Origin of the sequence: Streptomyces sp. GD-15H (genome assembly GCF_045291515.1) — a bacterium.
Lineage (GTDB): Bacteria > Actinomycetota > Actinomycetes > Streptomycetales > Streptomycetaceae > Streptomyces.
Window position 1 is genome coordinate 8,047,943 of the sequence record NZ_CP149447.1, and the last position, 25,292, is coordinate 8,073,234.

General features: G+C 69.2%; 22 protein-coding genes and 6 pseudogenes. 12 read left to right on the forward strand and 16 right to left on the reverse strand.

Annotated features, from left to right (window positions below; translation table 11 throughout):
- Window positions 1-65 precede the first annotated feature (65 nt).
- On the reverse strand, window positions 66-965 hold the full coding sequence (locus tag WJ438_RS38105; protein ID WP_406729203.1) for a hypothetical protein: 900 nt from the start codon (window positions 963-965) through the stop codon (window positions 66-68).
- Between WJ438_RS38105 and WJ438_RS38110 the strand changes: the two genes are divergently transcribed.
- The gene (locus WJ438_RS38110) at window positions 964-1,908 is read left to right on the forward strand and encodes an aldo/keto reductase (protein ID WP_406729204.1); all 945 of its coding nucleotides are present in this window, start codon (window positions 964-966) and stop codon (window positions 1,906-1,908) included. The genes WJ438_RS38105 and WJ438_RS38110 overlap by 2 nt on opposite strands.
- A gap of 50 nt (window positions 1,909-1,958) precedes the next feature.
- Here WJ438_RS38110 and WJ438_RS38115 read toward each other — a convergent pair.
- Both WJ438_RS38115 and WJ438_RS38120 read right to left on the reverse strand, forming a co-directional pair.
- Window positions 1,959-2,598, reverse strand: a pseudogene (locus WJ438_RS38115) (PrsW family glutamic-type intramembrane protease); the annotation flags it as partial.
- A gap of 279 nt (window positions 2,599-2,877) precedes the next feature.
- On the reverse strand, window positions 2,878-3,840 hold the full coding sequence (locus WJ438_RS38120) for a helix-turn-helix transcriptional regulator (RefSeq protein ID WP_406729205.1): 963 nt from the start codon (window positions 3,838-3,840) through the stop codon (window positions 2,878-2,880).
- Window positions 3,841-3,938: 98 nt separating this feature from the next.
- Here WJ438_RS38120 and WJ438_RS38125 point away from each other — a divergent pair, with 98 nt between their 5' ends.
- A complete protein-coding gene (locus tag WJ438_RS38125; RefSeq protein WP_406729206.1) occupies window positions 3,939-4,484 on the forward strand; it encodes a DinB family protein in 546 nt (181 codons plus the stop codon).
- 416 nt (window positions 4,485-4,900) lie between these two features.
- Here WJ438_RS38125 and WJ438_RS38130 read toward each other — a convergent pair whose 3' ends face one another.
- Complete coding sequence (locus tag WJ438_RS38130) at window positions 4,901-5,551, reverse strand: hypothetical protein (protein WP_406729207.1); 651 nt, start codon at window positions 5,549-5,551, stop codon at window positions 4,901-4,903.
- Window positions 5,552-5,903: 352 nt separating this feature from the next.
- Here WJ438_RS38130 and WJ438_RS38135 point away from each other — a divergent pair, with 352 nt between their 5' ends.
- The gene (locus WJ438_RS38135) at window positions 5,904-7,412 is read left to right on the forward strand and encodes an ISL3 family transposase (protein ID WP_406729932.1); all 1,509 of its coding nucleotides are present in this window, start codon (window positions 5,904-5,906) and stop codon (window positions 7,410-7,412) included.
- A gap of 43 nt (window positions 7,413-7,455) precedes the next feature.
- Here the strand turns inward: WJ438_RS38135 and tcmP are convergent, their stop codons facing one another.
- Window positions 7,456-7,752, reverse strand: coding sequence for a three-Cys-motif partner protein TcmP (gene tcmP / locus WJ438_RS38140; protein ID WP_406729209.1), 297 nt, complete (start codon window positions 7,750-7,752; stop codon window positions 7,456-7,458).
- 388 nt (window positions 7,753-8,140) lie between these two features.
- On the opposite strand from tcmP, the gene WJ438_RS38145 reads away from it, so the two are divergent.
- Window positions 8,141-9,364 carry an ISAs1 family transposase gene (locus WJ438_RS38145; protein WP_406729210.1) on the forward strand — a complete coding sequence of 408 codons (1,224 nt, stop codon included), beginning with the start codon at window positions 8,141-8,143 and terminating at the stop codon, window positions 9,362-9,364.
- A gap of 152 nt (window positions 9,365-9,516) precedes the next feature.
- On the forward strand, window positions 9,517-9,714 hold the full coding sequence (locus WJ438_RS38150; protein ID WP_406729211.1) for a hypothetical protein: 198 nt from the start codon (window positions 9,517-9,519) through the stop codon (window positions 9,712-9,714).
- Window positions 9,715-9,723: 9 nt separating this feature from the next.
- Here the strand turns inward: WJ438_RS38150 and WJ438_RS38155 are convergent, their stop codons facing one another.
- The 5 genes and pseudogenes from WJ438_RS38155 to WJ438_RS38175 all read right to left on the reverse strand — a co-directional run bounded on the left by WJ438_RS38155 (window position 9,724) and on the right by WJ438_RS38175 (window position 13,679).
- Entirely contained in the window at window positions 9,724-10,311 is a 588-nt protein-coding gene (locus WJ438_RS38155) for an IS3 family transposase (RefSeq protein ID WP_406729938.1), read from the reverse strand.
- Window positions 10,244-11,071 carry a transposase family protein gene (locus tag WJ438_RS38160; protein WP_406729212.1) on the reverse strand — a complete coding sequence of 276 codons (828 nt, stop codon included), beginning with the start codon at window positions 11,069-11,071 and terminating at the stop codon, window positions 10,244-10,246. Before WJ438_RS38160 ends, WJ438_RS38155 begins: the two co-directional genes overlap by 68 nt.
- A gap of 118 nt (window positions 11,072-11,189) precedes the next feature.
- The gene (locus WJ438_RS38165; RefSeq protein ID WP_406729213.1) at window positions 11,190-11,600 is read right to left on the reverse strand and encodes an IS3 family transposase; all 411 of its coding nucleotides are present in this window, start codon (window positions 11,598-11,600) and stop codon (window positions 11,190-11,192) included.
- Window positions 11,601-11,626: 26 nt separating this feature from the next.
- Complete coding sequence (locus WJ438_RS38170) at window positions 11,627-11,917, reverse strand: transposase (RefSeq protein ID WP_406729214.1); 291 nt, start codon at window positions 11,915-11,917, stop codon at window positions 11,627-11,629.
- A gap of 389 nt (window positions 11,918-12,306) precedes the next feature.
- A pseudogene (locus WJ438_RS38175) lies at window positions 12,307-13,679 on the reverse strand (erythromycin esterase family protein).
- Between the two features lie 342 nt (window positions 13,680-14,021).
- On the opposite strand from WJ438_RS38175, the gene WJ438_RS38180 reads away from it, so the two are divergent.
- Complete coding sequence (locus WJ438_RS38180; protein ID WP_406729215.1) at window positions 14,022-14,339, forward strand: DUF2795 domain-containing protein; 318 nt, start codon at window positions 14,022-14,024, stop codon at window positions 14,337-14,339.
- Between the two features lie 205 nt (window positions 14,340-14,544).
- Window positions 14,545-14,877, forward strand: a complete 333-nt coding sequence (locus tag WJ438_RS38185) for a DUF3140 domain-containing protein (protein WP_406729216.1) — start codon at window positions 14,545-14,547, stop codon at window positions 14,875-14,877.
- Between the two features lie 132 nt (window positions 14,878-15,009).
- Here the strand turns inward: WJ438_RS38185 and WJ438_RS38190 are convergent.
- From WJ438_RS38190 to WJ438_RS38210, 5 genes and pseudogenes are all read right to left on the reverse strand, one after another.
- Window positions 15,010-15,588: pseudogene (locus tag WJ438_RS38190) on the reverse strand (molybdopterin-dependent oxidoreductase); the annotation flags it as partial.
- Between the two features lie 94 nt (window positions 15,589-15,682).
- Window positions 15,683-16,360, reverse strand: a complete 678-nt coding sequence (locus WJ438_RS38195; RefSeq protein ID WP_406729217.1) for an IS6 family transposase — start codon at window positions 16,358-16,360, stop codon at window positions 15,683-15,685.
- 145 nt (window positions 16,361-16,505) lie between these two features.
- Entirely contained in the window at window positions 16,506-18,128 is a 1,623-nt protein-coding gene (locus WJ438_RS38200; RefSeq protein WP_406729218.1) for a glycosyltransferase, read from the reverse strand.
- 495 nt (window positions 18,129-18,623) lie between these two features.
- Window positions 18,624-19,022, reverse strand: coding sequence for a telomere-protecting terminal protein Tpg (gene tpg, locus WJ438_RS38205; protein ID WP_406729219.1), 399 nt, complete (start codon window positions 19,020-19,022; stop codon window positions 18,624-18,626).
- Between the two features lie 38 nt (window positions 19,023-19,060).
- A pseudogene (locus WJ438_RS38210) lies at window positions 19,061-19,177 on the reverse strand (XRE family transcriptional regulator); the annotation flags it as partial.
- Between the two features lie 267 nt (window positions 19,178-19,444).
- Between WJ438_RS38210 and WJ438_RS38215 the strand changes: the two are divergent.
- From WJ438_RS38215 to WJ438_RS38225, 3 genes and pseudogenes are all read left to right on the forward strand, one after another.
- On the forward strand, window positions 19,445-19,630 hold the full coding sequence (locus tag WJ438_RS38215; protein WP_406729220.1) for a hypothetical protein: 186 nt from the start codon (window positions 19,445-19,447) through the stop codon (window positions 19,628-19,630).
- A gap of 293 nt (window positions 19,631-19,923) precedes the next feature.
- Window positions 19,924-20,544: a transposase family protein gene (locus WJ438_RS38220; RefSeq protein ID WP_406729221.1), complete on the forward strand. Its 621-nt coding sequence runs from the start codon at window positions 19,924-19,926 to the stop codon at window positions 20,542-20,544.
- Window positions 20,516-21,762: pseudogene (locus tag WJ438_RS38225) on the forward strand (IS3 family transposase). Before WJ438_RS38220 ends, WJ438_RS38225 begins: the two are co-directional and overlap by 29 nt.
- Window positions 21,763-22,154: 392 nt before the next feature.
- Here WJ438_RS38225 and WJ438_RS38230 read toward each other — a convergent pair.
- Window positions 22,155-22,585: pseudogene (locus WJ438_RS38230) on the reverse strand (helicase); the annotation flags it as partial.
- 757 nt (window positions 22,586-23,342) lie between these two features.
- Between WJ438_RS38230 and WJ438_RS38235 the strand changes: the two are divergent.
- Entirely contained in the window at window positions 23,343-23,807 is a 465-nt protein-coding gene (locus WJ438_RS38235; protein ID WP_406729222.1) for a hypothetical protein, read from the forward strand.
- A gap of 503 nt (window positions 23,808-24,310) precedes the next feature.
- Window positions 24,311-24,979, forward strand: coding sequence for a hypothetical protein (locus WJ438_RS38240; RefSeq protein ID WP_406729223.1), 669 nt, complete (start codon window positions 24,311-24,313; stop codon window positions 24,977-24,979).
- The last annotated feature ends 313 nt before the right edge of the window (window positions 24,980-25,292 follow it).

Below are 25,292 nucleotides of genomic sequence, written 5' to 3' on the forward strand. Positions count from 1 at the left end.
TCCCTCGTCACGGTCCTGCAGCCGCTTGGCCACCGCGGCCAGCCGCAGCAGGCCCTCACGACCGATTATCGGCGCCCGCTCACTGTCCAGACCGTCCATATGTGCAGTGTGACTGGGCGATGGAGAGAACGCTGAGCTGGCTGATGCGTTCGCGTCGTCTGGTGCGTGACCACGAGACGCTGCCCGTCCTGCACGAGGCCATGGTGCTGTGGTCCATGACCATGCTCATGAGCGGCCGTCTGGCCGGGCGCCGACCGGCTGCCTTCAGCCGGTCGGCATCCCGAGCGCGGTGAACACCCCCGGCCGCACCTGCACGGCCCATCCCCGCTCCACCAGGCGTTTCTGGGGGTTGGCCCCTCCGGGGACTTCGGCCGCGGCCCCTCGACCTTCGCCGGCACCGCCTGAAGCCCCGGGGCCGCAGCCAGCTGCTGGCAGCGCATGCCCTCGCGGCCCGCTTCCGACTCCAGCACCGACACAATCCGCTGGTAGTCCGGCGCCAGGACCGACACCGTCATGCCTTCGGTCCGGTGCGGCACCACCGACCCCGCCACCGCCTTCCGCACCGGTTCCGCCACCGCGGCAGATGGCTCGGCCAGTACCTCGGCCACCGTCACACGGGCATCCACCAGCCGCTGCAGCGCACATTCCGCCTCGCCGAGCGCGGCCTGCATCCGCTCGGCCTCCTCCCGCAGCCGCGCTGCCTCTTCCCGGACCTTCTTCTCCCGGGCCTCCAGCAGACCGAGAACCGACGGCATGAGCAACCTCCACCAGCGACACGAGCGGACCAAACGCCCCATCTCTCCCGCCGCAGGCGCGAGTTCATGCCCACCCCAGCCGAACCAATGGATCACGTTCGGAAAGCGGATGCCTTCTGAGGCCCCTGACAAACCCCTGACGCCTGGTTGCGCAACCTTTGCGGCCGGATGCGGAATGAACCGTCCGGCCCGGTTGTTGATGTTGAACATGACTTCTCTGCGCAAACTGGGCTCGTCCGATCTCGAGGTCTTCCCGCTCGCCCTCGGCGGCAACGTCTTCGGCTGGACCGCCGACCAGGAGCAGTCCTTCGCCGTCCTGGACGCCTACACCGCCGCCGGAGGCAACTTCGTCGACACCGCCGACTCCTACTCGGTGTGGATCGAGGGGAACCAGGGCGGCGAGTCCGAGACGATCATCGGCAAGTGGGTGAAGGCACGCGGCAACCGCTCCGACGTCGTCATCGCCACCAAGGTCAGCCAGCACCCCGACTTCCCGGGGCTGAGCGCCGCCAACATCAAGGCCGCGGCCGACGCCTCCCTCAAGCGCCTGGGCACGGACTACATCGACCTGTACTACACGCACTCCGACGAGTCGGAAGTGCCCGTCGAGGAGATCATCGGCGCGCTCGACGAGCTGGTGAAGGCGGGCAAGGTACGGCACATCGCCGCCTCGAACATCTCCGCCGAGCGCCTCAGGGCGTCCCTGGACTTCTCCGAGCGCGAGGGCCTGGCCCGCTACGTGGCCCTCCAGCCGCACTACAACCTGGTCTCCCGCGACACCTACGAAGGCGAGCTGCAGAACCTGGCCGAGCGGGCCGGTCTGGCCGCCGTCCCGTACTACGCGCTCGCCTCCGGCTTCCTGACCGGCAAGTACCGGCCCGGTACGACGGTGGACAGCGCGCGGGCGCAGGGCGCCGCCAAGCACCTGGACACCGAGCGCGGCCAGAAGGTCCTCGCCGCCCTCGACGAGGTCGCCCGGGCCCACGACGCCGAGGTCGCCACGGTGGCCCTGGCCTGGCTCGCGGCCCAGCCGACGGTGGCCGCCCCGAGCGCCTCGGCGCGGACGGTGCAGCAGCTCCCGGCGCTGCTGGGGGGCGCGGAGCTGCGGCTGACGGAGGAGGAGATCGGCAGGCTGACGCAGGCGTCGGCGTAACTCCGGCCCCCGGCCTCCTACGGCTGTGTCCGGTACGGGTTGTACGAGGGCTATGGTGCCGCCGGCCCGTACGACCCGTAACCCGGGGCGTGCCCCGGGGGCTGCCCGGGCATCCCGTACGCCGGCCAGGGCGGTGCGGCCACCGGCAGCGTCATCCTGGCCGCGTGGTTCAACGCGGGCTGTGCCACTTCCCGCCTGCGCCACCGCTCGTGCAGCAGCTCCCGCTCCCGTACGGCGAAGTCGGCACCGGCGGCCCCGGTGCCGCAGGAACGCCAGCGAGGTGGCGTACGCCTCGTACTCGGCGACCGTCCGCGCCGCGGGCTTGCCGAAGTGGCGCCGGGCGTGGTCCCGGGCCAGCCGACGGGCCCGCATGGAGCCGAGGGCGAGCGGTTCGGCCGGGGTGAGCCACCCGGCGGCGGCGTACGCGGGCAGCTCCTCGCGCACGGTCCTCAGCTCCCGCTGCCGGGTCCAGATGACCAGCCAGGTCAGCAGCCCGAACGCGGGCATCATGAAGACGGCGTAGACCGCGAGGAAGCCGTACGGGCCGAAGGCCGTCGAGCCGTTCCACAGCGCGTGCATGCCCATGGCGAGTAGCAGCCCGGCCAGCGGCAGCAGCACGCGCCGGCGGTCCCCGGACAGCGCGGCGATGCCGAAGCCGATGCCGGTGAGCACGGTGAACAGCGGAGTAGCCCGACCCCACCAAGATCAATCTCAGCGGCACTTCCTGTACCGCAACTACTCACACCCGCAGACACCCGCGGGTTCGAGGAAACTGAAGGCGATTCAGCGGGAACCCGCGGGTCGGATGCTGTGCTCTGTGGGGATCGACCCGTGAGTTCGCCTCGGATTCACGGTGTTGCCGTGGATGGCTTGAGGAGCTTGGCACGGCCGAGCTCCTCGAACGCGCCGGCGACGAGATCGTCCGTGCCACCCGTTGCCGGCGGCCGGAGCATCCCAGCGGTTGAACTGTCAGCCCCGCCCCGCCCGGTCGAATCGGGCTGCCCAGTCGCGGAGTTGGTCGACCAGTTCGGCCGGTTCGAGCACGCGGAACTCGGCGCCGAGAGAGCCCAGGGCCAGGGCCGGCCAGTCCAGGGAGTCGGTGGTCATGCGGACCCGGCAGTGTTCGGCGTCCACCTCCTCGACCGTGCTCCACCGCCCGATCCGTTCCAGTACGGTCGCGGCCGGGGCGTACACCAGGACCGCCACCCGGTACGGGCGGGGCAGGTCATCGATCCCGGCGCGGACGAACTCGGCGGCATCGGCGGCGGGCAGGGTGCGCGGACGGAACGGAGCGCCGGTGCCCTCCGGCGCAGTGAGCCGGTCGACCCGGAAGCTGCGCCAGCCGTGCCGGGTGAGGTCGTACGCGACCAGATACCAGCGGCGCTCGAGGCAGACAAGCCGGTGCGGCTCGACCTGCCGGTCGGTGCGGCGGCCGTCGGCGGCGGTGTAGCCGAAGCGCAGCTGTTCGCTGTCCCGGCAGGTCAGTGCGAGTGCGGTGAGCACGCCCGGGTCGACGCCCGCCCGGGCCGGGCTGCCCCAGCCGGCGGGTACGGTCATCGCGCGCAGCGCCTCGACCCGGCGACGCAGCCGGGTGGGCATCACCTGCACCACCTTGGCCAGCACCCGGACCGAGGACTCGGCGATGCCCTCCACCGCGCCCTCCGCGGCGGTGTGCAACCCGACGGCCAGGGCGACTGCCTCATCGTCGTCGATCACCAGTGGCGGCAGCGCGGCGCCCGCGGCGAGCTGGTAGCCGCCGTCGACGCCGCGCTGCGCCTCCACCGGGTAGCCGAGCTCGCGCAGCCGATCGACGTCCCGGCGCAAAGTGCGGACCGAGACACCGAGCCGGTCGGCCAGTTCGGTGCCTGACCAGTAGCGATGGGTCTGCAGTAGGGACAGCAGTCGCAGCGTCCGGGTGCTGGTGTTCGCCATGTCTCCGATTCTCCCGGAATTCAGGACAGAAACTGTCCGCTATGGCTCCTACCGTCCTTCTTGACCGAGGAACACGGGACCAACCGAAGGCGGAGATCATGACCGAGACCCTGAGCCCGAGCGAGTCGGCGGCCCTCACCGGCGAGCGCGCCGACCTGCTGCGGACGCTGAGCAAGCACCGGCACTTCCTGCGCTTCACCACCCGCGACCTCACCGACGAGCAGGCCGGGCTGCGAACCACCGTCAGCGAACTGTGCCTGGGCGGCCTGGTCAAGCACGTCGCCGCGATGGAGCGGATCTGGGTGGACTTCGTCCTGGACGGACCGTCGGCCATGCCCGACTTCACCGCCATGGCCGAGGCCGACTTCGCCGAGCGGGCTGACGAGTTCCGGCTGCTGGCCGGCGAGACGCTGGCCGGCGTGCTGGCTGAGTACGCGGCGGTGGCCCACCGGACCGACGAGCTGATCGCCGCCCTGCCCGACCTGGACGCGACCCAGCCGCTGCCGAAGGCGCCGTGGTTCGAGTCCGGCGTACGCTGGTCGGCCCGTCAGGTGCTGCTGCACGTCATCGCCGAGACCGCGCAGCACGCCGGGCACGCCGACATCATTCGCGAGTCCCTGGACGGCGCCAAGACCATGGGCTGAACGGAAGGTTGGAGGGGGCCACGATGAGCGCCGCTGCGCCGATCTCGCTGGTCACGGAAGCCAACCGCGGGATCGGCCGGGCGACTGTCCACCAACTCGCCGGTCCCAGGCACGTGGTGCTGCTGCGTGCCCGCCTGCCCAACGACGCCGAGTCCGCCGCCGAAAGCCTGGCCGGCCAGCCAGCACGTCGGCCTCGAACCGCTCCAGTTCGCCTCCTCGCCTTCGACCAGACCGCAGATCGGTCGCACGCACTGAGAACCCTTCAAGAATTCAGAAGTTATCTCACACCCCGGTAAAGCACCCGAAGGAGGAAGAAACCCCTGGCCACGGCCTCGAGCACTCAGCGGGCCTCAGGAGAACTCGCGGGATGTCGCACATGAGCGGGGCCGGGCGGCACGTTGCCCGGCCCAAGCACGTCATGCGACGAGTCTTCCTGGGAAGACCTTGATTTCCCGGGTTCGCTTCACGCCCACACCATTGCTGGGTGTCTTGCCCTCGCCATGCAGGCGCTGCACTGCTTTGCGCGCCGCTGGCTCAGTCACCTGCCCGTAGAAGTCCCCGAAGATCTCCAAAGTGTGGTCCACGAGCCTGACCGGGCCCCGGGTGCGCAGCAACAGCTTCTCCAGGTTCTTTGCGATCTCGGGAACCGCCCGGTTCGTGACCTCCTTCGGGTCCGGACGCATGGGCCACAGCGCCAGCTTCCCCTCGCTCTCCTCACGGGCATCCAGCGTCTTCCACCATTCGTCACGGGCCCGGGCAACCGAGTCGCCGAAGACCCACAAGCCGTACTGACTGCGGGTGGCGAAGACCAGCCGGTAGACGGCCCGCTTGTGCGCGTCGTGGGAGACCGGCACCGACTGCACGAACATGCCGGTGCGCTCCGCAAGCAGACGGGAGTACTCAGCCGCCACGGCCTCGATGGCGTCCTCAGCAGCTCCCTCCTTCGCCTTTGGGGCAGCAGCTTCTGCGAAGTACTCCCGCCACCAGGTGCCACCGCACACATCGTCGAAGCGCTGCAGCGACCTCTCGTTGCCCTGCGGGGAGCGCACGTGCCGCCCAAGCGCCACACAGCCATCATGCTGAAGTTCATCAACAGCTCGGTCGGCGGTTTTGTCTCACGCCGCTGCCGGGCCAGCACGTCCACCAGACGATCCTGAGGAAGAACCAGCCCGCACGGATCCAGGAACAGGAACAGCGGCGCGCCTGCAGCCCGCTGAACAACACTGTCGAGAACCCCATCGACCTCACCGCGGCGGGCATGCGCCAGCACACCGCCGGCCCGATACTGCTCGACGACCTGATGCAGCCGATCGAACGGGGTGTGTCAACTTAACGGGTCTGGCCCGTAGTCGGTGGTGACGGCGGGTAGCCATCAGCGATCATGATCTTGTGATGGATGTCAACTCGCTTGTCGCGACGGTGTTTTCCGGGCTCTCGGGGGTGGTGATCGAGGGTGTTACGGACGGCGGGGACGCGGTCGTGGTCACGGCCCGTACCCGGGGTGTCGCGGTGCCGTGCCCGGTGTGCGGGACGCCGACGATGAAGGTGCACGGGTATCACGGCCGGACGGTGGCGGACGTGCCGGTCGACGGCCGGCAGGTCGTCGTCCGGCTGCGGGTGCGGCGGCTGGTCTGTCCGGTGCTGGGCTGTGTGCGGCAGACCTTCCGTGAGCAGGTTCCCGGACTGCTGGAGCGTCATCAGCGCCGGACGGTGCGGCTGGCCGGGCAGATAGCCGAGGTGGCACGGGAGTTATGCGGCCGGGCGGCCGCCCGTCTGGCCGGCCTGCTGGCCGTGCCGGCCTCCCGCAGCACCGTGCTGAGGTGGCTGTGGCGTCTGCCGGTGCCCCAGGCGCCGATCCCACGGGTGATCGGGGTGGACGATTTCGCGCTGCGGCGCCGTCGCCGCTACGCCACGATCATTACCGATGCCGTCACCGGCCGGCGCATAGAGGTCCTGCCCGGCCGGGACGCCGATCCCCTGGAAGCCTGGCTGCGCGAGCATCCCGGCATCGAGGTCGTATGCCGGGACGGCTCGGCCACCTATGCCGAGGCCATCCGTCGCGCCCTGCCCGACGCGGTGCAGGTCAGCGACCGCTGGCACCTGTGGCGCAACCTGTGCGACAAGGTCCAGCTCGAGGTCCGCGCCCACGCCGGCTGCTGGGCCGCCGTCCTCAACCCGCCGCTGCCCGGCGGCATCCGCGAACAGACAACCCGTGAACGCTGGAACAAGGTCCACACCCTGCTCGGCCAGGGCGTCGGCCTGCTGGACTGCTCCCGCCGCCTCGGCCTCGCGTTGAACACTGTCAAACGCTACGCCCGCATGCCCGAGCCCACCGGTCTGCGCATCGCGCCGGCCTACCGGCCCACCCTCGTCGACCCCTACCGCGAACACCTGCGCCGGCGCCGGACCGAGGAGCCGGGCGTCCCCGTCCTCCACCTCTTCCACGAGATCAAGGAACTCGGCTACACCGGCAGCCTCAACGGCCTGCACAAATACCTCAACCAGGGCCGCGCCGACGGCGACCGGCCCGTCACCACCCCACGCCGCGCCGCGCGGCTCCTCCTCACGGATCCGGAGAACCTGCGGCCGAAGGAGGCCCCCCTGCTGGAGAAGATCACTGCGGCCTGCCCGGAGATGACCGAACTCGCCGATCTCGTGCGCGGCTTCGCCGCCCTGCTCACACCGGCCCAGGGCAACGATCTGAAGCTCACCGAGTGGATCACCGCCACCCGCGCCGCGGCCCTGCCTCACCTGCACAGTTTCGCCAACGGCCTCGAACTCGACCGCTCAGCCGTCGACGCCGGCCTCACCCTGCCTTACCACAACGGCCGCACCGAAGGCGTCAACACCAGAACGAAACGGATCATGAGACAGATGCACGGCCGCGCCGGATTCGACCTCCTCCGCCACCGTATCCTCCTGCGCTGATGGCTACCCGCCGTCACCACCGACTACGGGCCAGACCCGTTGATTAGACACTCCCATCGAACGACTTCTGCTGCGCCTCCGTGAAGAAGCACTCCACAGTGATCCCGTGCTGGGCACGGAAGTGGGAGGCAACCCGCAGAGCGATCTCCGCCGAAGCAGGGTCACCGTTCTCGTAGCGGCCCTCACCTGCGTACCCGTCCAGGTACACCAAACGCTTGTCCCGCGTCTGTGAAGCTGTCATGCCACCGAACTGAGGCATATAGCGCTTCAGCAACTCGTGCTTGAACACGCTGGGCAGAGCCTTGTCCGCCCAGTAATCCCCACCCGTTCCAGTGGACATGATCCCCCACTCCGTCACGGCCCAACTACTCGTCTGTAACGCATAGTCAGTTACGCGCCAGAGTCCGACAAGAGGCCCATCACGCCACCTGTCCCAGTTCTGGGGCGGCTGTACCGGTGCAGAGAGCTACGGACCGTCCCTTGGTTCCGGACATACCTCGATCGAGTGAGTTGACCAAGTGCGATCTCTCGGTTTTGGGACAGTGGAGTGAGTGACAGTGGGGTCTGGGTGTGTTGTTGCTGGTGGGTGGCGGTTTCGGGGCAGGGCGGTTGCAAGTTCCGGGATCGCGTGGATCGTCCGCGCCCAGCGGGAGTTGACGCGGCAACAGCACAGGCACGAGACCGGTGATCATCAGGGTGTCTATGCCAGCTGATCACATTGAGGTCCCGTGCCTGCCACTCCATCCTCCCCGATCCCTGCCGTCCTGGCGAAACTGGGCTCCCTTCACCAGCACGACACCGGCCGCCTGAGCGCCCACCTCCGGCGCGTACCCGACCCGCGTTCGCGTCGCGGGCGGTGGTACCCCTTGGCCGGCTTGCTGCTGGTCTGCGCCTGCGCAGTCGTCTCCGGCGCCCGGACCGTCACCGAAATCACCGAGTGGGGACAGCGCGCCACCACCACGGTGCTGGAACAACTCGGCATCCGCCGCCACCTGCCCGGACGTCGACGCGCCCCGTCCCATGCCACCCTCACCCGGCTCCTGGCCGCCCTCGACGGCGATGCCCTGGACGCCGCGATCGGCGCCTACCTGGCCGGACACGACCACACCGACGTCGGCACCACCGGCTCGGCGCCGCGGCCGGCGATCGCGGTGGACGGCAAGGCGCTGTCCGGCGCCGCGCATCGACAGCAGCGCCACCGGCACCTGCTGTCCGCCGTCACCCACGCCCCCACCGTCACCCTGGCCCAGCGGGAGGTGGGGGCCAAGACCAACGAGACGGCCGCCTTCCGCCCGCTGCTGGAACCACTCGATCTGACCGGCACCGTGGTCACCTTCGACGCCCTGCACAGCGTCAAGGACCAGGTGCGCTGGCTGGTGCAGGAGAAGAAAGCCCACTACATCGCGGTGATCAAGGGAAACCAGCCGACCGCGTCGGCCCAGGTCAAGGCCCTGCCGTGGGACCAGGTGCCCGTAGCGCACACCGTCTCCGGGACCGGGCACGGCCGGCGAGAATCCCGCTCGGTCAAGACCATGGCCATCGCGGCGAACCTGGGCGGGATCGCCTTCCCGGAAGCGCGGCTGGCCCTGCGTATCCACCGGCGCCGCCAGGAGAGCGGCAAGCGGCAGACCCGGGAGACGGTCTACGCCGTCACCAGCCTCGATACCCACCAGGCCAGCCCAGCTGACCTGGGCGGATACGTCCGCGGGCACTGGGGAATCGAAAATTCCAGCCACCATGTCAGAGATGTGGTGTTCGCCGAGGACGCCTCCACCGTCCACACCGGCAGCGCGCCGCGGGCGATGGCCGCTTTGCGGAACCTCGCCATCGGCAGGCTGCGGCTGCTGGGAGCGGACAACATCGCCAAGACCACCCGAGCGATCCGGGACGCACCCGAACACGCCGTCTGGATCTGGGGCATCACCGACAGCCCGCTCCTACCGGGAACTTGAAGCCGCCCTGCATGGAAGCTAGTTGACCGAATGAGTCGCAACTCCTGGTGTAGATGACGTCCGCTTCGTTCGGGTACTCGAGCCGAGCCGATTACAGGCCAGGGATGGCGGCACCCCCGCGCACACGTCCGACCAGGCGAATGGACGAATCGATGACCGACTACATCTCTGATGACGCTTCCAACGTTGAGCTGGCCCTACGGGCGGTGGCCGAGGGCAGGGCGGACAACGCCGAACTGGACACCCTCGCCCGTAGTGTTTTCCTGATCCCCACCGGCGCCGCCCCCGACGACAACCAGAGTCCTGGCATCGGAACTGAGGGGTCTCGCGTTTTCCGGACGGGCGTCTGACCGTCTATTTCACGCGGCGATTCGCAACTTCTCGTACTCGGCGTGGACTTCACGCGGAGGGCGGTAACCCACCGCCGAGTGGAGGCGTTTGCGATTGTACCAGAATTCGATGTAGCGAGTGATGTCCTGCCGGGCGGCCTCGCGGGTCAGGTAAGTCACCCTTGATACACGCTCGTTCTTCAGGGCGCCGAAGAATGATTCGGCCATGGCGTTGTCGAAACAGATCCCGGTGCGGCCGGAAGATCTGCGGAGCCCGAACCGGTCGAGCGTCTTCCCGAACTCGGCTGACATATAGTTGCTTCCGCGGTCGGAGTGAAATATCGCGCCGGCCGAGAGGTTCCTGTTCCGTGCCGCATTGCGGATCGCTCTGGATATCAGTGGGGTTCGGTAGTGGTCGTCCATCGCGTAACCGATGACTTCCTTCGTGCAGCAGTCGATGACCGTTGCGAGGTACAGCCAGCCTTCCCCGGTCGCGATGTAGGTAATGAAATCTTCTCGGTAACGTCTCGTGACGTTTTGTGATCTTCGTTCAGGTAGTGCGGCCGTGTTCGAGCTGGAGCAGGACGAGGGCGGCTCGGGCGATCCTGGTGATGGCAGCGGGGTCGAGACTGACCCTGCGCAGCGCCTTGAAGGTGACCTTCAGCAGGGCGTTGGCGCGCTCGGCGACACCGTGGATGCCGCGGATGACGGCGTTGAAAGTCCGTTTCTCTTCTGCGAGTTCGCCTCCCGTGGGCTTCTTGTGCGGGTGGCGGAAGCCGTCGCCGGCGTTCTCGTAGCCGAGGTCGACCAGGGTAGGGATGCCCAGAGTGGCGGCGAGCCGGTTCAGGGCGTCCACCAGTCCGTGGGCCCGGGCGCAGGTGGTGTCGTGCTCCCGGCCCGGCCGGACCGGGGAGACCCAGATGGGCCAGCCGTCCGGGGCGGCGATGACCTGCACGTTCCCGCCGTGATGCTTGTGTTTCCCGGACCACCACAGGTCGGCCTTGTTGGGGCCGGCGGCGGCCACGCGGTCGGTGCGGATGACGGTGCCGTCGAGGTTGAGGTGGGTGTACCCGGCGGTCGCCGCTCGTTCAAGAGCGGTGGACAGATCGGGCGCGTGGTCGGCCAGGACGGTCAGCCCCTCGTGCAGGTAGCGGTAGGTGGTCGGCACGGAGATGCCGTTGTCCCGGGCGAGTTGGGCTATCCGGGTGCCGTCGACGAACCAGCGCAGCACGAGCACTGCCTGCCTGAAGGCGCCCAGCGCGCGGGTGCCCCTGCGGGTCCCGAGCCGTTCACGGTGCCCGCGCAGCAGCTTCGCGAAGTGCTCGGCGGTCGCCCTGCGGACATCGAGCACGGCGGTGTAGGTGATACTGGACGTCACGTGGAGCCTCTGGTTGTACGGAACGTGATCTTCGCAGACCTGTTCCTACCAGGGGCTTCACTCATGTCCGGCATCGAGTCACCACCCCGCCGCCCGGCATCATCACGCACCGCAACTGTCACGTTGCCGAGAAGACCTCAATGTCGTCGACGAGTTTTTCGCCGGGTGCGTCAGCGGTGAAGTTGCGGCCGACGAGGTCCGGCACCTGGCCGACCGTGGCCTGGGTGAGGCTGAACCTCTTCGGCTGCGGCTGGCAGGGCTCAAGGCCCAGCTCGCGCATGAGCCGGCGGACCAGTTCCAGGCCGGCGGTGACGCCCCAGCGGTCCAGCTGAGCCCGGATGCGCCGGTGGCCATAGGTGCCGTCGGACATGTCGAAGGCCTCCTCGATGAGCAGTTTCAGTTCCTCGCGTCGCTGGGCCCTCGCAGATTCCGGGCGGGATCGCCATTCGTAGTAGCCGGATCTGGAGACGCCGAGTCGGCCGCACATGAACTCGACGCTGTATGCGTACTCCGTGGTGTCGAGCCGCATCTCGTCGATGAACTCGTACTTGCTTGTTACCGGGGATCCTTCGCGAAGTACGCTGCGGCTTTTTTCAGGAAGGTAACTTCCATCTCCAGCTCGCGGTTGCGTCGTTCGAGTTCCTTCAGGCGCGCCCGCTCGTTCACCGTCAGTTCCGCATCGGGAGCCGGTTCCTGCTGCTTTTGGTGCTTCTTGACCCAGCCGCATAGTGTCTCCGGGTTCAGCTCAAGCTCCCGGGCGACTTCGGAGATCGTCTTGCTCGACCTCAACGCGATCTGGACGGCTTCCTCGCGGAACTCCGGCGAGTACTTACTGGGTGGCGCCACTTCTTCCTCGTTTCCTGTTCAGGACAACCCTATTGGGTCCCTGTCCGGAAACTTCGTGGCCCCTCAAACATCGTGCAGCTGCCTGTCTATGAGCAGCGGAACGGCACCGAGCTGGTTCCGGTCTTCACTTCGCACACACGCGTCTGCGGGAGCCTTCCCGCAGATCACGGAACATCAACGGATACCGCTCGGCAGGCCGGCACATGGCTGGCCGTCCGGCGACGTGGCGCTGGTGATCGACGCCGGCACGCCGGAGGAGGTGGCGCTCACCTCTCGGGAGGACAAGGGATCTGCTCGACCGGGGCGTCGGGTGAAGCGCACACCGACCTGGCCTTTCAGTGGATGGGCGATGGATCCGGGTTCTGCCGTCGACCCAGTCGACCCGCGGGTCATACGCCCGTCGGCCAGGTCTCTTCCTCCGGGCTCTCGGCCGCAAGAGGCTGCAGCGGGGTGAGGGCGCTGGTGCGGTCGAGATAGCAGAAGGCGTCGTAACGCTCGCCCAGGACGGTGGGAACGTAGTTGCCCACCCGCTCGTATTCCGGCCGGTAGACCACGCCGATGGCGCGGTGACCGCGTTCGTCGTGGAACCACTCGCCCCGGCCGGATGAGGGCGGCCGCTGGAACTGCACGTGGGGGAAGACGAACAGCGCCCGCTCGCCCGGCAGCGCCCGGTGCAGCAGATCCTCCAGGCTGTCCCTGCGGGCGGGCGGCACACCCATGATCCGGGGCACGTCGCCCAGGCGTCCGCGGCGACCACGATGCCGGAATACGAACCGAACCCGACCAGCACCACTCCCTCGCCCATGTGCTGTTCGCGGACCAGCTGGCCGATGTTGATCTCACCGATGTCAGCCATGTCCGTGGCACGGGCATCGCCGACGTGGGTGTTGTGCGCCCATACGACCCCCTTGGCCTCGGGGCCGTAGTGCTCCATGAGACGGTCCAGTGTGTCGGCCATGTGGTGGTCGCGGATGTTCCAGGACTCGGGGCCGCTCTCCAGCATGGCCCGGTAATAGCGTTCGGCGCCGGCCAGCACTTCCGCGTTCTGCCGGGCGGCGAACTCCGCGAGCGAGCCGTCCAGGGAGGCTGTCTCCGCGGCCCGTCGGCGCAGCTCGGTGAGCAGGCTGATGACCTCCGGTTCGCAGCCTTGGGGCAGGTAGCGGGTGGTCAGGGCATAAGTCTGCGGATCCTCGGCATACGGCTCGAAGCAGCGGTACGCCTCCAGAGCGTGCTCCACCCGGTCGGGGTCGTGCTCGCGCAGGTGGTCGAGCACCGCGTGCAGGGAGTCCCACAGGCTGTAGACGTCCAGCCCGAAGAGCCCGACACGCTGCTCGGGTGCCAGCTGCTCGTTGTGCCGGCGCAGCCACCGGGTGAACGCGACCACGTCCGTGTTGGCCCACATCCACGTCGGCCAGCGCCTGAAACGCGCCAGCACCTCTTGTGGATCCTCCGGTGCACCCGGCGTCGCGACCACCGAGCAGTGCACGGCCTGACAGTCGGGCCAGTCGCCTTCCACGGCGACGAAGGAGAAACCCTTCTCCGCGATCAGCCGACGGGTCAGCACGTCACGGATCTGATAGTAGTCAGCGGTCCCGTGGGACGCCTCGCCCAGCAGCACGTAGCGGGCGTCACCGATGCGGTCGAGCAGCGGGTCCAGCGACGCAGGATCCGTCAGCGGGAGCGCCGCTGTCCGGATACGCTCCTGCTCGGTGTCGGGCACAGCACGCTTCCCTTCCTTATCGCGTGCCGCACGGGTTCCCACCCCGCCGCAGCCTGAAACGGTGCGAAAGGGACGGGTAGGCGCGGTGATGCGAACCCTGGTCGGTGGCCTACACGTATCTCTGCAGGCTCCGGCGCTGCTGTTGGGGTCATACGGGCCCAGTCAGCTCCTGCACCTCCCCGTGGCCTGCCTGGGTGTCCGACGGCAGGGGGAAATGTCAGCCGCCACGCCGATACCCACTCGTATTGCCCATACGTCGGACAAGCCACCGTTCGGCGCCAACGAGCGCGACACGTCTGGCGCCGATTTGATCGACCCTCGTGTGCCGGGAGTCGACACGGGTACGCGGAGACCGTTCCTATCCTGAGTGAGGGAGTGTTTCCCATGGCGCACGCGACGCTCGACAACGTGCTGGGCGCTCTGCGGAACGTGGACTTTCCAGCAGACAAGACCGAGCTGCTGGAGGCGGCCCGTTCCGCCGGTGCCTCCGGCGAGGTGATGGCCGCTCTGCGTGGTATCCCGCCGGAGACCTACACCAATCGGGAAGACATCGCCCGTTCGGTACGGACCGATCCCGACACGGATCTGGGACACAGCCCGGCCCAACGCGGCGAACAGGCCCGCCAGGGCGGCAAACCCGGTCTATCGCAGCACCTGCGCGAGGTGCCCAAGACACCGATCGAGGAAGAGATGGACCGCTGAAACAGGACGGTGGCCCGGAAACCCGCGCAGCAAGGAGTTCCCGCTCACCCTGATCAACAACATGGAAGGTGACGGGCGTAGCTGCGCCGGGCCACACATCCAAGGGCATCACCGCCGAGCTGGAGAAGGTGCGGTAGATGTTCGAGGCGGAGAACTGGCCGCGCGAGAGCTGACCGCCGGCACGACAACGACGAAAGGGCATGCCATGACCGACGCCCTCGAACTCGACGCGCTGTGGGAGAACTTCCACCGCGTGGTGAACATGACCTCGCAGGAGCTGGCCGCCTGGCTCCGGGTGCGCGACGCCGACGAGACGACGGAGGCGCTGCCCGAGGAGGCGGGCACCCCGACCGGCCGGCATGTGCTGGCCATCCTCCAGAAGCGGCGCACCGACCTCACGGAGGACGACCTTCGCGTGATGCGGAAGGTGGTGGACACGGTCGCCGAACAGACGGACCTGGCGGACGAGCCCGCGGCCGAGGACACCGCCCTGCGCCACCGGCTCATGACGGTCGGCCACGACCCGCTCAAGCCCTGAGCCGACCGAAGCCTCGAGCCTGGCCTCGCTCAGGCCGCTGGCAGCACGGCCACGCGCATCCGTCGTGAGGACGCGGAGTCAGAGGCCGGTCATCGGGAGGTCGAGGAGGCGCACTAGGGTGCGCAGCACCCGGTCCGGCCTGGCCTCGCCGGGCGGTTCGACCGCCTTGTCGGACAGGTGCACGGTGCGGTCGGCGTTGGTGAACGTCCCGGTCTTCTCGCCCCAGGTCGCGGCGGGCAGGACCACGTCGGCCAGCTGGGCGGTCTCGGTCAGGAACAGGTCCTGTACGACCACGAGGAGACGCTCCTGCGCCAGGATCGAGCGGATGCGGGACAGCTCGGGCAGCGATACCGCCGGGTTGGTGCCGCTGATCCACAGCATGTGGATCGAGCCCTGCTCGGCGTAGCGGAACATCTGCAGGGCGTGCGTGGGCGGGGCGTAGTGCGGGATGGCCGCCGGCTCCACGTTCCACACCCTCGCCAGGTCGGCGACGTGGTCGTCGTTCTGCCAGTTGCGGAATCCCGGCAGGTCGCCGTTGGCTCCGCACTCGCGGGTGTTCTGGGCGGTGGGCTGCCCGTTCATCTGCAGCACGCCGGCGCCGGGCCGCCCGAGCATGCCGCGGATCAGGTGCAGGTTGTTGATCTGCACCGCGGCGGCGGTGGCCTGGTGGGACTGGTAGACGCCCTGCAGGACCGTGGACAGCAGCCGCTCGCGGACGGTCTCCTCCAGGTGCGTTGTCAGGTTGAGCGAGTGCTCGAGGGTGTGAGCCGGTTCGGCGCGTTTCGGCTCCGGTGGTGACAGCGGCTCAGGCTACGGCGGGCAGGCCGGCGACGCCGGTGATCTGGTCCCAGATCGCGAAGCAGATGATCGTCTCGGCGCGGTGGTCGGCGGCGGTCATCGGGTGGCGCCGGGGCCGGAAGGGGGGTGAGATGCGGCTGAACGCGGCCGGGAACCGCTGGGCTCCGCCGACGCTACGGAAGCCCTTCCTCGCGCGTTCGCGCTGCCGGGTGGGCCGGTGGCTGTTCTCGGCCCGGTTGTTCAGGCCCTTGGGGGAGCGATGCGCCACCGCGGGCATGACCTCGCGGTGGGCCGCCCGGTAGGAGCGGAGCTTGTCGGCGACGACCACCCGCGGCACCGAGCAGGTCTTCTTGAGCAGCTTGCGGAAGAAGTGTCGGGCCGCGGCCCTGTCCCGCCGGGACTGGACGAGGATGTCGAGCACGGTGCCGTCGGCGTCGGCGGCCCGCCCCAGGTACTTCCGCTTTCCGCCGATCTTGATGAGGGCCTCGTCCGGGTGCCACTTACCGCAGGGCCGGGGGCGTCGGCGGCGCAGGCCGTCGGCGTAGGTCTGCCCGAACGTGGCGCACCAGCGGCGGACCGTCTCGTGGGAGACGAGCACGCCGCGCCCGGGCCTCAGCTCCTCGACCCCGCGGAACGACAGCGGGAAGCGGACATACCGCCACCCGCAGTGCGCGATGATCTCCACCGGGTGCGGGTGCCCCTTGGTACGACGGCGGCGCGGACGACACGGGCGAACCCCTCCCCGGCACGACCAACTCCAAGATCATCCCAGACCGGTCAGTCAACGTGAGACAACGTCGCCGACAGTCCGCCGACACCCTTCCGGTGCCTCACCGGCGCACCCAGTGCAGGGCCTTCGCGAGCGGCCCCCGCACGTGTGCCGGGACGCGGATCAGCTCCCGCAGCCCCGCCCGCCGCGGAACCGCGTCCAGACGGTGGTAGAACTCGCCGACGTCGAGCGCCAGCTGGCGGCCGGCGGTCCAGTACGGGATGACCGCGTGCGAGGGCGTCCCGAGCCGCACGGCCTGCCCGCCCAGGGGCCAGGCTCTCCACGTCCCCCGCAGCGCGACGCTGCGGCCGACACCGAGGACCTGGAAGTACGCGGACACGTCGTGGACGCCACGGTCCAGGGGACCGCCGCCGGCCGCGGTGAGCGGATCGATCCGCATCGTCCCGGCCACCACGGGCCGCCGTCGGCCGCCCCTGCCGTTCTCGAGCCGCACGGTGAGATCCGACGCGGGGAACCAGCCGACGTGCTGTCCGCGGTGGGAGAGCCGGATCTCCCCGTAGGCGGCGGTCAGGTGATCGCCGACCGCCCACTCCCCGGCTCCGGCGATCCCCTCGGTCAGCGCCGGATCGAGCACCAGGCGCCCCCCGCGCTCCAGGAGGGTCACCGCCCTGCCGTCCTGGTGGGCCAGGTGCATCCGCACCGGGGCGGTGAGCGCGCCGTCGTGCCAGCGGGGCCGGCCGAGTTCCGCGAGGGGCCTCACCTGGCGGGTGCGGCGGGCCAGCAGCGACAGGGCGTCGAGGCGGCCCTCCTCCAGCAGACGGGCCCGCAGCCGCGTCACCGCCGGAAACCCTTCCCGGACGGACGGCGGGAATTCCTCGAGCACCAGCCGTCGTACCGCCTCGAACCGCTCCTGGACCTGACCGTGGCCGCTCAGCACGTAGGGCTCGCTCACGTGGCGGAGGATCTCCACCCGGTAGGTCCGGCGGAGCATCGCGTCCTGCACCGGGCCGGGCGGGGTGTGCGCCTTGACGGTCTGCACGACCTTGCGCAGCCAGCCGAAGTACTCGTCGACGACGAGCTGCCTGCTGCTGGTGTTCCCGCCGTCCTCCCGGCGCATCCAGTAGTAGCAGGGGTAGTCGCCCAGGACCGAGACGCATCGCGCCACCGCGTACGCGTGCGCCATGAACACCTGGTCCTCGAGCCGGCACCGGCCCTCCGGGAACCTGACGCCGTGGTCCAGGAGGAAAGCGCGGCGGAACATCTTGTGGGGCGTCAGGCTCTCGAACAGCGGGTGGTCGCCCACGGTGCAGCGGTCGACCGTGCGGGCGAAGACATTGCTGGGCCGTGCCATGGTGCCCGCCGGTTTGCCGAGGACGATGTCCGATCCGTTGCGTCTGCCCAGGTCGTAGAGCCGTTCCAGCGCCTCGTGGCCCAGTTCGTCGTCCTGGTCGACGAACTGGACGTACTCGCCCCGGCTCAGCCGTACCCCGACGTTCCTCGGCTTCCCCGGCCAGCCGGAGTTCTCCTGGCGGTGCACCCGCACGTGGGGGTGCAGGGCCGCGAGCCGGTCCAGGCGTTCGGCCGAGTCGTCGGTCGAGCCGTCGTCGACGTACACGACCTCGTAGGCGTTGCGGCCGATGCTCTGCCCGAGCAGGCTCTGCGCGCACTTGTCGATGTAGGAGCCCGCATTGTGGACGGGGACGACGACGCTGACTTTGAGCACGGGATCCACCCTCGTGTCCGACTGGGGGCCGCGGTGGTCTCGGTGTCCGACGGCGGCGGAACGCCGGTTCCGGCACCGCCGTCCGTTCCCGGAACGGCCACGGGTGAGAATCACCTGAGCCCACGGGCGAGGAACGTAACACCGGAGACGGAGCCGCACCGCGAACGAGCGGCACATGCACCCGAATGGCGCACCGCACCGGGCGGTGGCACGGGACAGCCCCGCCGGCGGGGAAGACCGGCGGGGCTGTCCGTCGTACCGCACTGGCTCAGTGGACGGAGTGCTCCTCCTGCGGGAACGCTCCGCCGACGACGTCCTCGGCGAACGCCTTCGCCGCACTGATGGTCTGCGGGGGAGTGTCGGTTGAACGTCGTCGGCTGGGGGTCAGTGGCGCAGATGCGGTGACCTGGTCGTTGATGCTGACGGGTGGTGCTCACTCGTTGCCGGCATGAGTGACGAAGCGGAACCTGTCATTCTCACGCCGACCACCACTCATCAGATCGAAAAGTCGGCGAACTCGAGGTCACTGAAGGCGATGTGGAGGCCGTGGGTACGGCGGCCTCCATCGCGGAAGTAGGCGTGCCCCAGCGCGCGGGCGAGGATCACCATCTGCTGCTGCTCGCCCGCGTCGGCATCTCGGGCGGCGAACAGCTCCCGCGCGACCTCCCCCGGCAGGTACTGGGTGATCCACCGCACCCGCGAATCGTCCGAGGAGCCTGCCGCAGCAGCGAACCCGAATCGCGCCCGGGTATGGAAGACGAAGCCCTCGCTTCGGCCTGTGCACGCCGACGGGCCCGTACCCGGGGCTGCCACCGAGCCCGGACCGCTTCCTCGATCGCCCGGGCCTGCAGCGGACCTGGCGGACGACGTGCTCCGGAATTCTTTGTCACCCACCGCTGCACGGTGCGCTGTGACACCCCCAGCACGGTGGCCACCTTCCGGGTGGAACCCCGGTGCGTCGCCAGCAAAAACCGCAGGCGGGCCTCGGTGCTTGGGGGAACGGGTCGGGTGCGCAACGCGCGCTCCAGCCCCTGCTCGATCTGTCCCACGTCCGCCTCTCCAAGCGGCCGGCCGGCAGGGCCAGCACCCCGCAGTCCGTAGCGTCAGTTCTCCCGCATCGCCCACCCCTGCCTGCCAGTTTCTGCATTCTCGGGACAGCGCCGGCTGACGCAGGCTACGAGCCCTTGGGGGAGCACCGGCGACAAGCTGGCGGCGTGGGTCAGGACGGACGTCGCCGGCACCCCGGTGCTGTCCTTCGGGTGCCGGGTCCCACCAAGGGGTGAGGCGGGAGAGTCCCGCTGGATGGAGGTACCGCTGTGATCGTCCGACTCCTGGGTGGCCCGCTCGCCGGTCGCGTGCTGAAGACCACCGATGCTCCGTGGACCGGAGGCTGGCTCACGGCCAGTGACGCCGACTGGGGCCTGTACGTCCCCGTGCACCGCCACCCGGTGACCGACGTCGTCCTGGCAGAGGTCCGGGTCACCATCCCGCGCCGACGGTAGTCGCCTGCTCCCGACAGCGACCGCAACGCCGCGCCCTGGCCGCCTCTCTGGACGGTTGGGACGCGGCGGGAAGGGCTCGGCCCTGCTTGCCGCCGCCGACCGGCTCGCGGAACGGGCCCGCAAGGAGTCCTGGACCCACGCCGAATACCTCGTCGCCTGCCTCCAGCAGGGCGGTTGCAAGTTCCGGGATCGCGTGGATCGTCCGCGCCCAGCGGGAGTTGACGCGGCAACAGCACAGGCACGAGACCGGTGATCATCAGGGTGTCTATGCCAGCTGATCACATTGAGGTCCCGTGCCTGCCACTCCATCCTCCCCGATCCCTGCCGTCCTGGCGAAACTGGGCTCCCTTCACCAGCACGACACCGGCCGCCTGAGCGCCCACCTCCGGCGCGTACCCGACCCGCGTTCGCGTCGCGGGCGGTGGTACCCCTTGGCCGGCTTGCTGCTGGTCTGCGCCTGCGCAGTCGTCTCCGGCGCCCGGACCGTCACCGAAATCACCGAGTGGGGACAGCGCGCCACCACCACGGTGCTGGAACAACTCGGCATCCGCCGCCACCTGCCCGGACGTCGACGCGCCCCGTCCCATGCCACCCTCACCCGGCTCCTGGCCGCCCTCGACGGCGATGCCCTGGACGCCGCGATCGGCGCCTACCTGGCCGGACACGACCACACCGACGTCGGCACCACCGGCTCGGCGCCGCGGCCGGCGATCGCGGTGGACGGCAAGGCGCTGTCCGGCTCCGCGCATCGACAGCAGCGCCACCGGCACCTGCTGTCCGCCGTCACCCACGCCCCCACCGTCACCCTGGCCCAGCGGGAGGTGGGGGCCAAGACTGAACCACCCCGGCTCGAATGGAGACTCGATTTCATGAAAGGATCGAGTCATGGCACGACCTTCCCGTTACCCGCTTGAGCTGCGCCGTCGTGCGGTGCGCATGGTCGCCGAGGTGCGCGACGACCACCCGAACGAGACGGCCGCCCTGCAGGCGGTGACCGAGAAGCTGGGCATCGGCTCCCGCGAGACGCTGCGGAACTGGGTGAAGCAGCACGCAATCGACACCGGGACGCGGCCGGGGACGACGACGGAGGAGTCCGCCCAGCTCAAGGCGCTCCAGAAGGAGAACGCCGAACTGAAGCGGGCCAACGAGATCCTCAAGGCCGCGGCGAGTTTCTCCGCGTCAATGACAGAGTCAGGGACACGGGCCTACGGGTGGTGACACAGTGGCAGGTACCGGCGGGGCTGGCTCGTTTCTTTGCTGCCCCGGCAACGGTGGCTTGTCGGCGATGTGCCGTCCCGCCGGCCCTGGTCTCCGCCTCGGAGTGGCCTGATAGGAGCGTGCTGCGCAAGCCCGATTGAGGCGTGCCCCCCGCGGTGGAGACGTCCGTCAACTCTCCATCGGGCTGCGGGGCCCGGAAGATCTGGCGGGAGCTGAACCGGCAGGGTCACACGGTGGCCCGCTGCACCGTCGAACGGCTGATGCGCGAGCTGGGCATCGCCGGCGCCGTCCGCGGCAAGAGGGTCATCACCACGATTCCGGACCAGCAGGCCGAGCGGGCACCGGACCGGGTGGCCCGCGACTGCGTCGCCGGCGCGCCGAATCGCTGCTGGGCCGCGGACTTCACGCACGTGGCCACCCGGGCCGGGGTGGTCTGCGTCGCGTTCGTCGTGGACACCTTCTCCCGGCGGATCGTCGGCTGGTCCGGCGCGACGTCGAAGGAGACCCGGCTCGTCCTGGACGCCCTGGCGAGGGCGCTGTGGCTGCGCGACCGCGATGAATATCGCTATGTTCGCGGCGAGTCGATACACCACAGCGACGCGGGCAGCCAGTACACCAGTTTCCGGCTGGCCGAACACCTGGACACGGCCGGCATCGCGGCCTCGATCGGCTCGGTCGGCGACGCGTACGGCAACGCCCTGATGGAGAGCACGATTGGCCTGTTCAAGACCGAATTGCTCAAGCCGCAGCGGCCCTGGAGGACGCTCTCCCGGGTCGAGCTGGCCACCGCCGAGTGGATCGACTGGTACTGCCACCGCCGACTGCACGGTGAGAGAGGCCACGTCCCACCCGTCGAGTACGAGGCCAACCACTCCAGGGAATCCACGAAACTCCAGGTCACAACCATAATCTGAGGTCTCTACCGAACCCGGGGCGATTCACCCTGCTTGGTGCGCTGGGCCTGGCTCTTGGCCACGAGCCCTTCGAGCGTGACGCGGACGACCTTGGTCTTGATGCCGCGCTCGGGATGGGCCTGGCCGAGCGCGGCGGAGATTTCCGCGGCGGAGCGCGGTTCGCTCTGCTCGGCGAGGTGGTGGCGGATGAGGTCGACCAGGGTGGGCCGGGCCGTCTTCGCGGTGCCCGATGCCTTGGCCGCGGCCTTTTTGGCGGCGGCCTTCCTCGCCGTGCGCTTGCCGGGCCCGGCGGCCGCTGCCTTCCGGGGAGAGGACAGGGCGGTGCTGTCGGGCCCGGCCGCGGGTTTGGCCGGCGCCGGGGTGATGCCGAGTGCCTGCTGCACGGTAATCAAGTAGAAGTCCGCGTCGATCGACGACCCGGGGAGCTTCTCCGCCTTGGCCAGGTCGTCGTCGGAGGCGTCGGTGACGTACAGCTCGGCTGCGGTCTGCGGCATCTTCTCCGCGAACGCGGCGGCTTTCTCTACCTTCTGGTGGAACGTCATCACGGTGCGCAGGCTGTGCGCGGCCGCGTGCTCCAAAAGTGTGGTCTGCAGCAAGGCGAGGCGCCGTCCCCGCTGCGCCTCCTCCGTTTCCCCGGGGACGGGGAGGGGTCACGGATCTCCAGGACGTCGATCTCGAACCCGGTGAGGATGCCTAGCTCGATCGCCTTGCTCAGCCCGAGCTCGGCCAGCCACGCGCCGTAGGTCCGGTCCGGGTCGTCGGCCATGCTCGCGATCTCCAGCTCCTTCCCGCCCATGTCCTTCTACGGCCGGGGAGAGGCCAGGCCTTGGCGGGCTGGCCGGCGGCGCCGGTGGCCTGGTCCCGGAGGGCGAAGCGGATGGTCATCTCGGTGCGGTGGTCGGGGGCTGTCCTCAGGGGGCGGCGTGGCCGGGTGGCTTCGTTCATCTCCCGGCACAGCGATGGCCGGTAGGTTCCGGAGGCAGTCGGTGATCACTCGCCTCGTGAATCTCGACGAAAGGCGGCGGCACTTCGCAGGTGGTGTTCGTGGGCCTCGCGCAGCCCTACCACCTGGTCGTCGTCGGCCGGGGTCGCGTTCGCCGGCGACGTCGCCGCGGTGGTGGTGTCGGCCGGATCGGCGGTCGGGGCGGGGGCGGGGTGAGGCTCCGGGCGTCGGCGAGGAACTCGCCGGCGTCGGCATTCGGGGTCGGCTCCGGCTCGGGCGTGGGTGCGGCGGGTCTGGTGCTCCAGGCTTCGGTGAGGAAGTCAGTGGGCGGCTTCTGCGGCCGTCCACCAAGATCTACGGCAGCATGCCGCCCGCCGTCGCCGGCGTGGAGGGCGGCATGTCCACGCCGTCCACTCGCCGGCCGGTGCAGACGTCGGCGAAGGGGGCGGATGGGGGAGCAGGGAAGCGTGAAGGGGCCTGGCACCGGACACGCCGACCCCGTGTGTCCGCGATTTGCTCGTGGCGACAGACATCATGTCCCTGGCCTGCTCGCGCGGTGGCGCGTGGGACCTGTTGACCCAGGACGCGAACACGGGATGGATCATGCTGGACAGTCCCGCCTCCACCCCGCGAGGCCGTGCGGAGCACGGCGGGGCGCGTCCTGGCCGGAGTTCTTCTCCTGGCCGATGCCGGGATCCACGCCTACGAGGTCATCGACGCGGACGTGCCCTTCCTCATCGGCGGTTTCATCGCCACCGTGGTCGGTGCCGCTGCGGGTGCCCTTCTTCTTCTGACCCGCGGACCGCGGCTGGGCTGGATCGTGGGAGGGCTCACCGCGTTGCTGACCACCATCGGCTACATCGTCACCCGTGCCATGCCCATTCCCACCGACGAGGACGACTACGGCAACTGGCTGGAACCTCTGGGCATCTGCTCGTTGGTCATCCAGGGCATTATCGTCGTCATGGCCGCCGTGGCTCTGAGCGGGCTCGCCCCACTACGGCCGGGCCACCTCGTCCAAGAGGCGAAGTCGGTGACACCCGGCCTTCAGCCCGAGGAACCAGGTTCCGGTTCGCCGGACGAGCCGCCCACATCACCATGAACAGAGCCCGTTGCGGGCGGCGGGCACGCGTCCGAGACGCTCACGTGGACCCGCCGGCCAGCCGCAGGTGCACAGTGACGAGGACCCGGGTCAACGTCAGGTCTTCGCCTTCATCGAAACGTTCTATAGGAACGTCACCCTTCGGACGGCAACACGTCACGTCACGGGCCCGCCCGCGCGCTCGGGCGCCCCACCCGCCATCCAGCAGCACAACGGAGTGCCGATTTGACCTGATGTGTCAACGAACGACACGCTGCGGCTGGGGGTGAGCAGGTGCCGGCAAAGTCCCCCGGACAGCGTATCGGTGCATCAAGTCCACTACAGGAAAAGTCACCTGATTGACCATCAGCATGCCATGACGCAGCATGCAAGCGCCCCCTATAACCTGATCGGAGTCAATCTACCGACTTCCCTTTGTGTCCCGATATGGCAGATATGAGAACCGGTCGGTACGTTCATCACGAGTCGGCCGGCCAGCCGATCCCCCGAGACAGGAGAAGCGCGTGATGATTACCCGTCCCACCGTCGTTACCGTGGCCGTCGCGGTCGCCGCGGGCCTAGCCGTCACCGGTATCACCTACGCCTCGGCGTCCGCCTACGGGCAGGCCCAGGCCGCCCCCGCTGTCCAGCAGGCAGCCGCCCCTGCCTCAGCCCTCATGGGCGGCGACTCCGGCCGGGGCAACGAAGGCCGGGGCGACGAAGGCCGGGGCGACGAAGGTCGGGGCGACGAAGGCCGGGGCGACGAAGGCCGGGGCAACGAAGGCCGGATCCACATCAACGAGCGTTCCTACTCGGACAACCCGGGCGACTGCATCACCGTCGTGAGCGGCCTGGGCTCCCGAAGCCTGAACATCCGCAACGACAGCCGGAGGAGCGTCGAGGTCTTCCGCGGAGCCACCTGCGACAACGGTGCCCCCATCGCCATCGTCGGACCGCACAGCTCCAGCGACGGCGTGTTCCCCTACCACGCCGAGGGCGGCGTGTTCCCCCACCATGTCGAGGGCGGCGTCTTCGTCGAAGACGGAGTGGTAGCCAGCTTCCGGGTCATCGACCACCACTTCGGCGGACACGGCGGACAGGGCGGACAGGGCGGACGGGGCGGACAGGGCGGACAGGGCGGAAACAGCGGACAGGGCGGACACGGCGGAAACAGCGGAAACAGCGGACGCTAACCAAACCGCCACCCCGGCACAACATAAAGACCCCGGCCCGCTGGAATCGGGTCGGGGTCCCCCTGCGGCACCCCACCCCGAACACCCCGCTTTCGCATACCCGCCCGGGCATCCCATCGCAAATCCGGACAACGAAGCCCTGCCAGCCCAGCCCCACCACGCCGGCGCACTCAGGGCGATCTCAAAGTCGGAGCGATCATGTAGGTGTGCAGGCCACGGCGGTGTGACGATGCCGGATGGGTACGCGACCGTACGCAACGAAGCTCCGTTGTGGAGGTGACTTTCCCAAGTCCCCTTCGCGCAACGGAGCTTC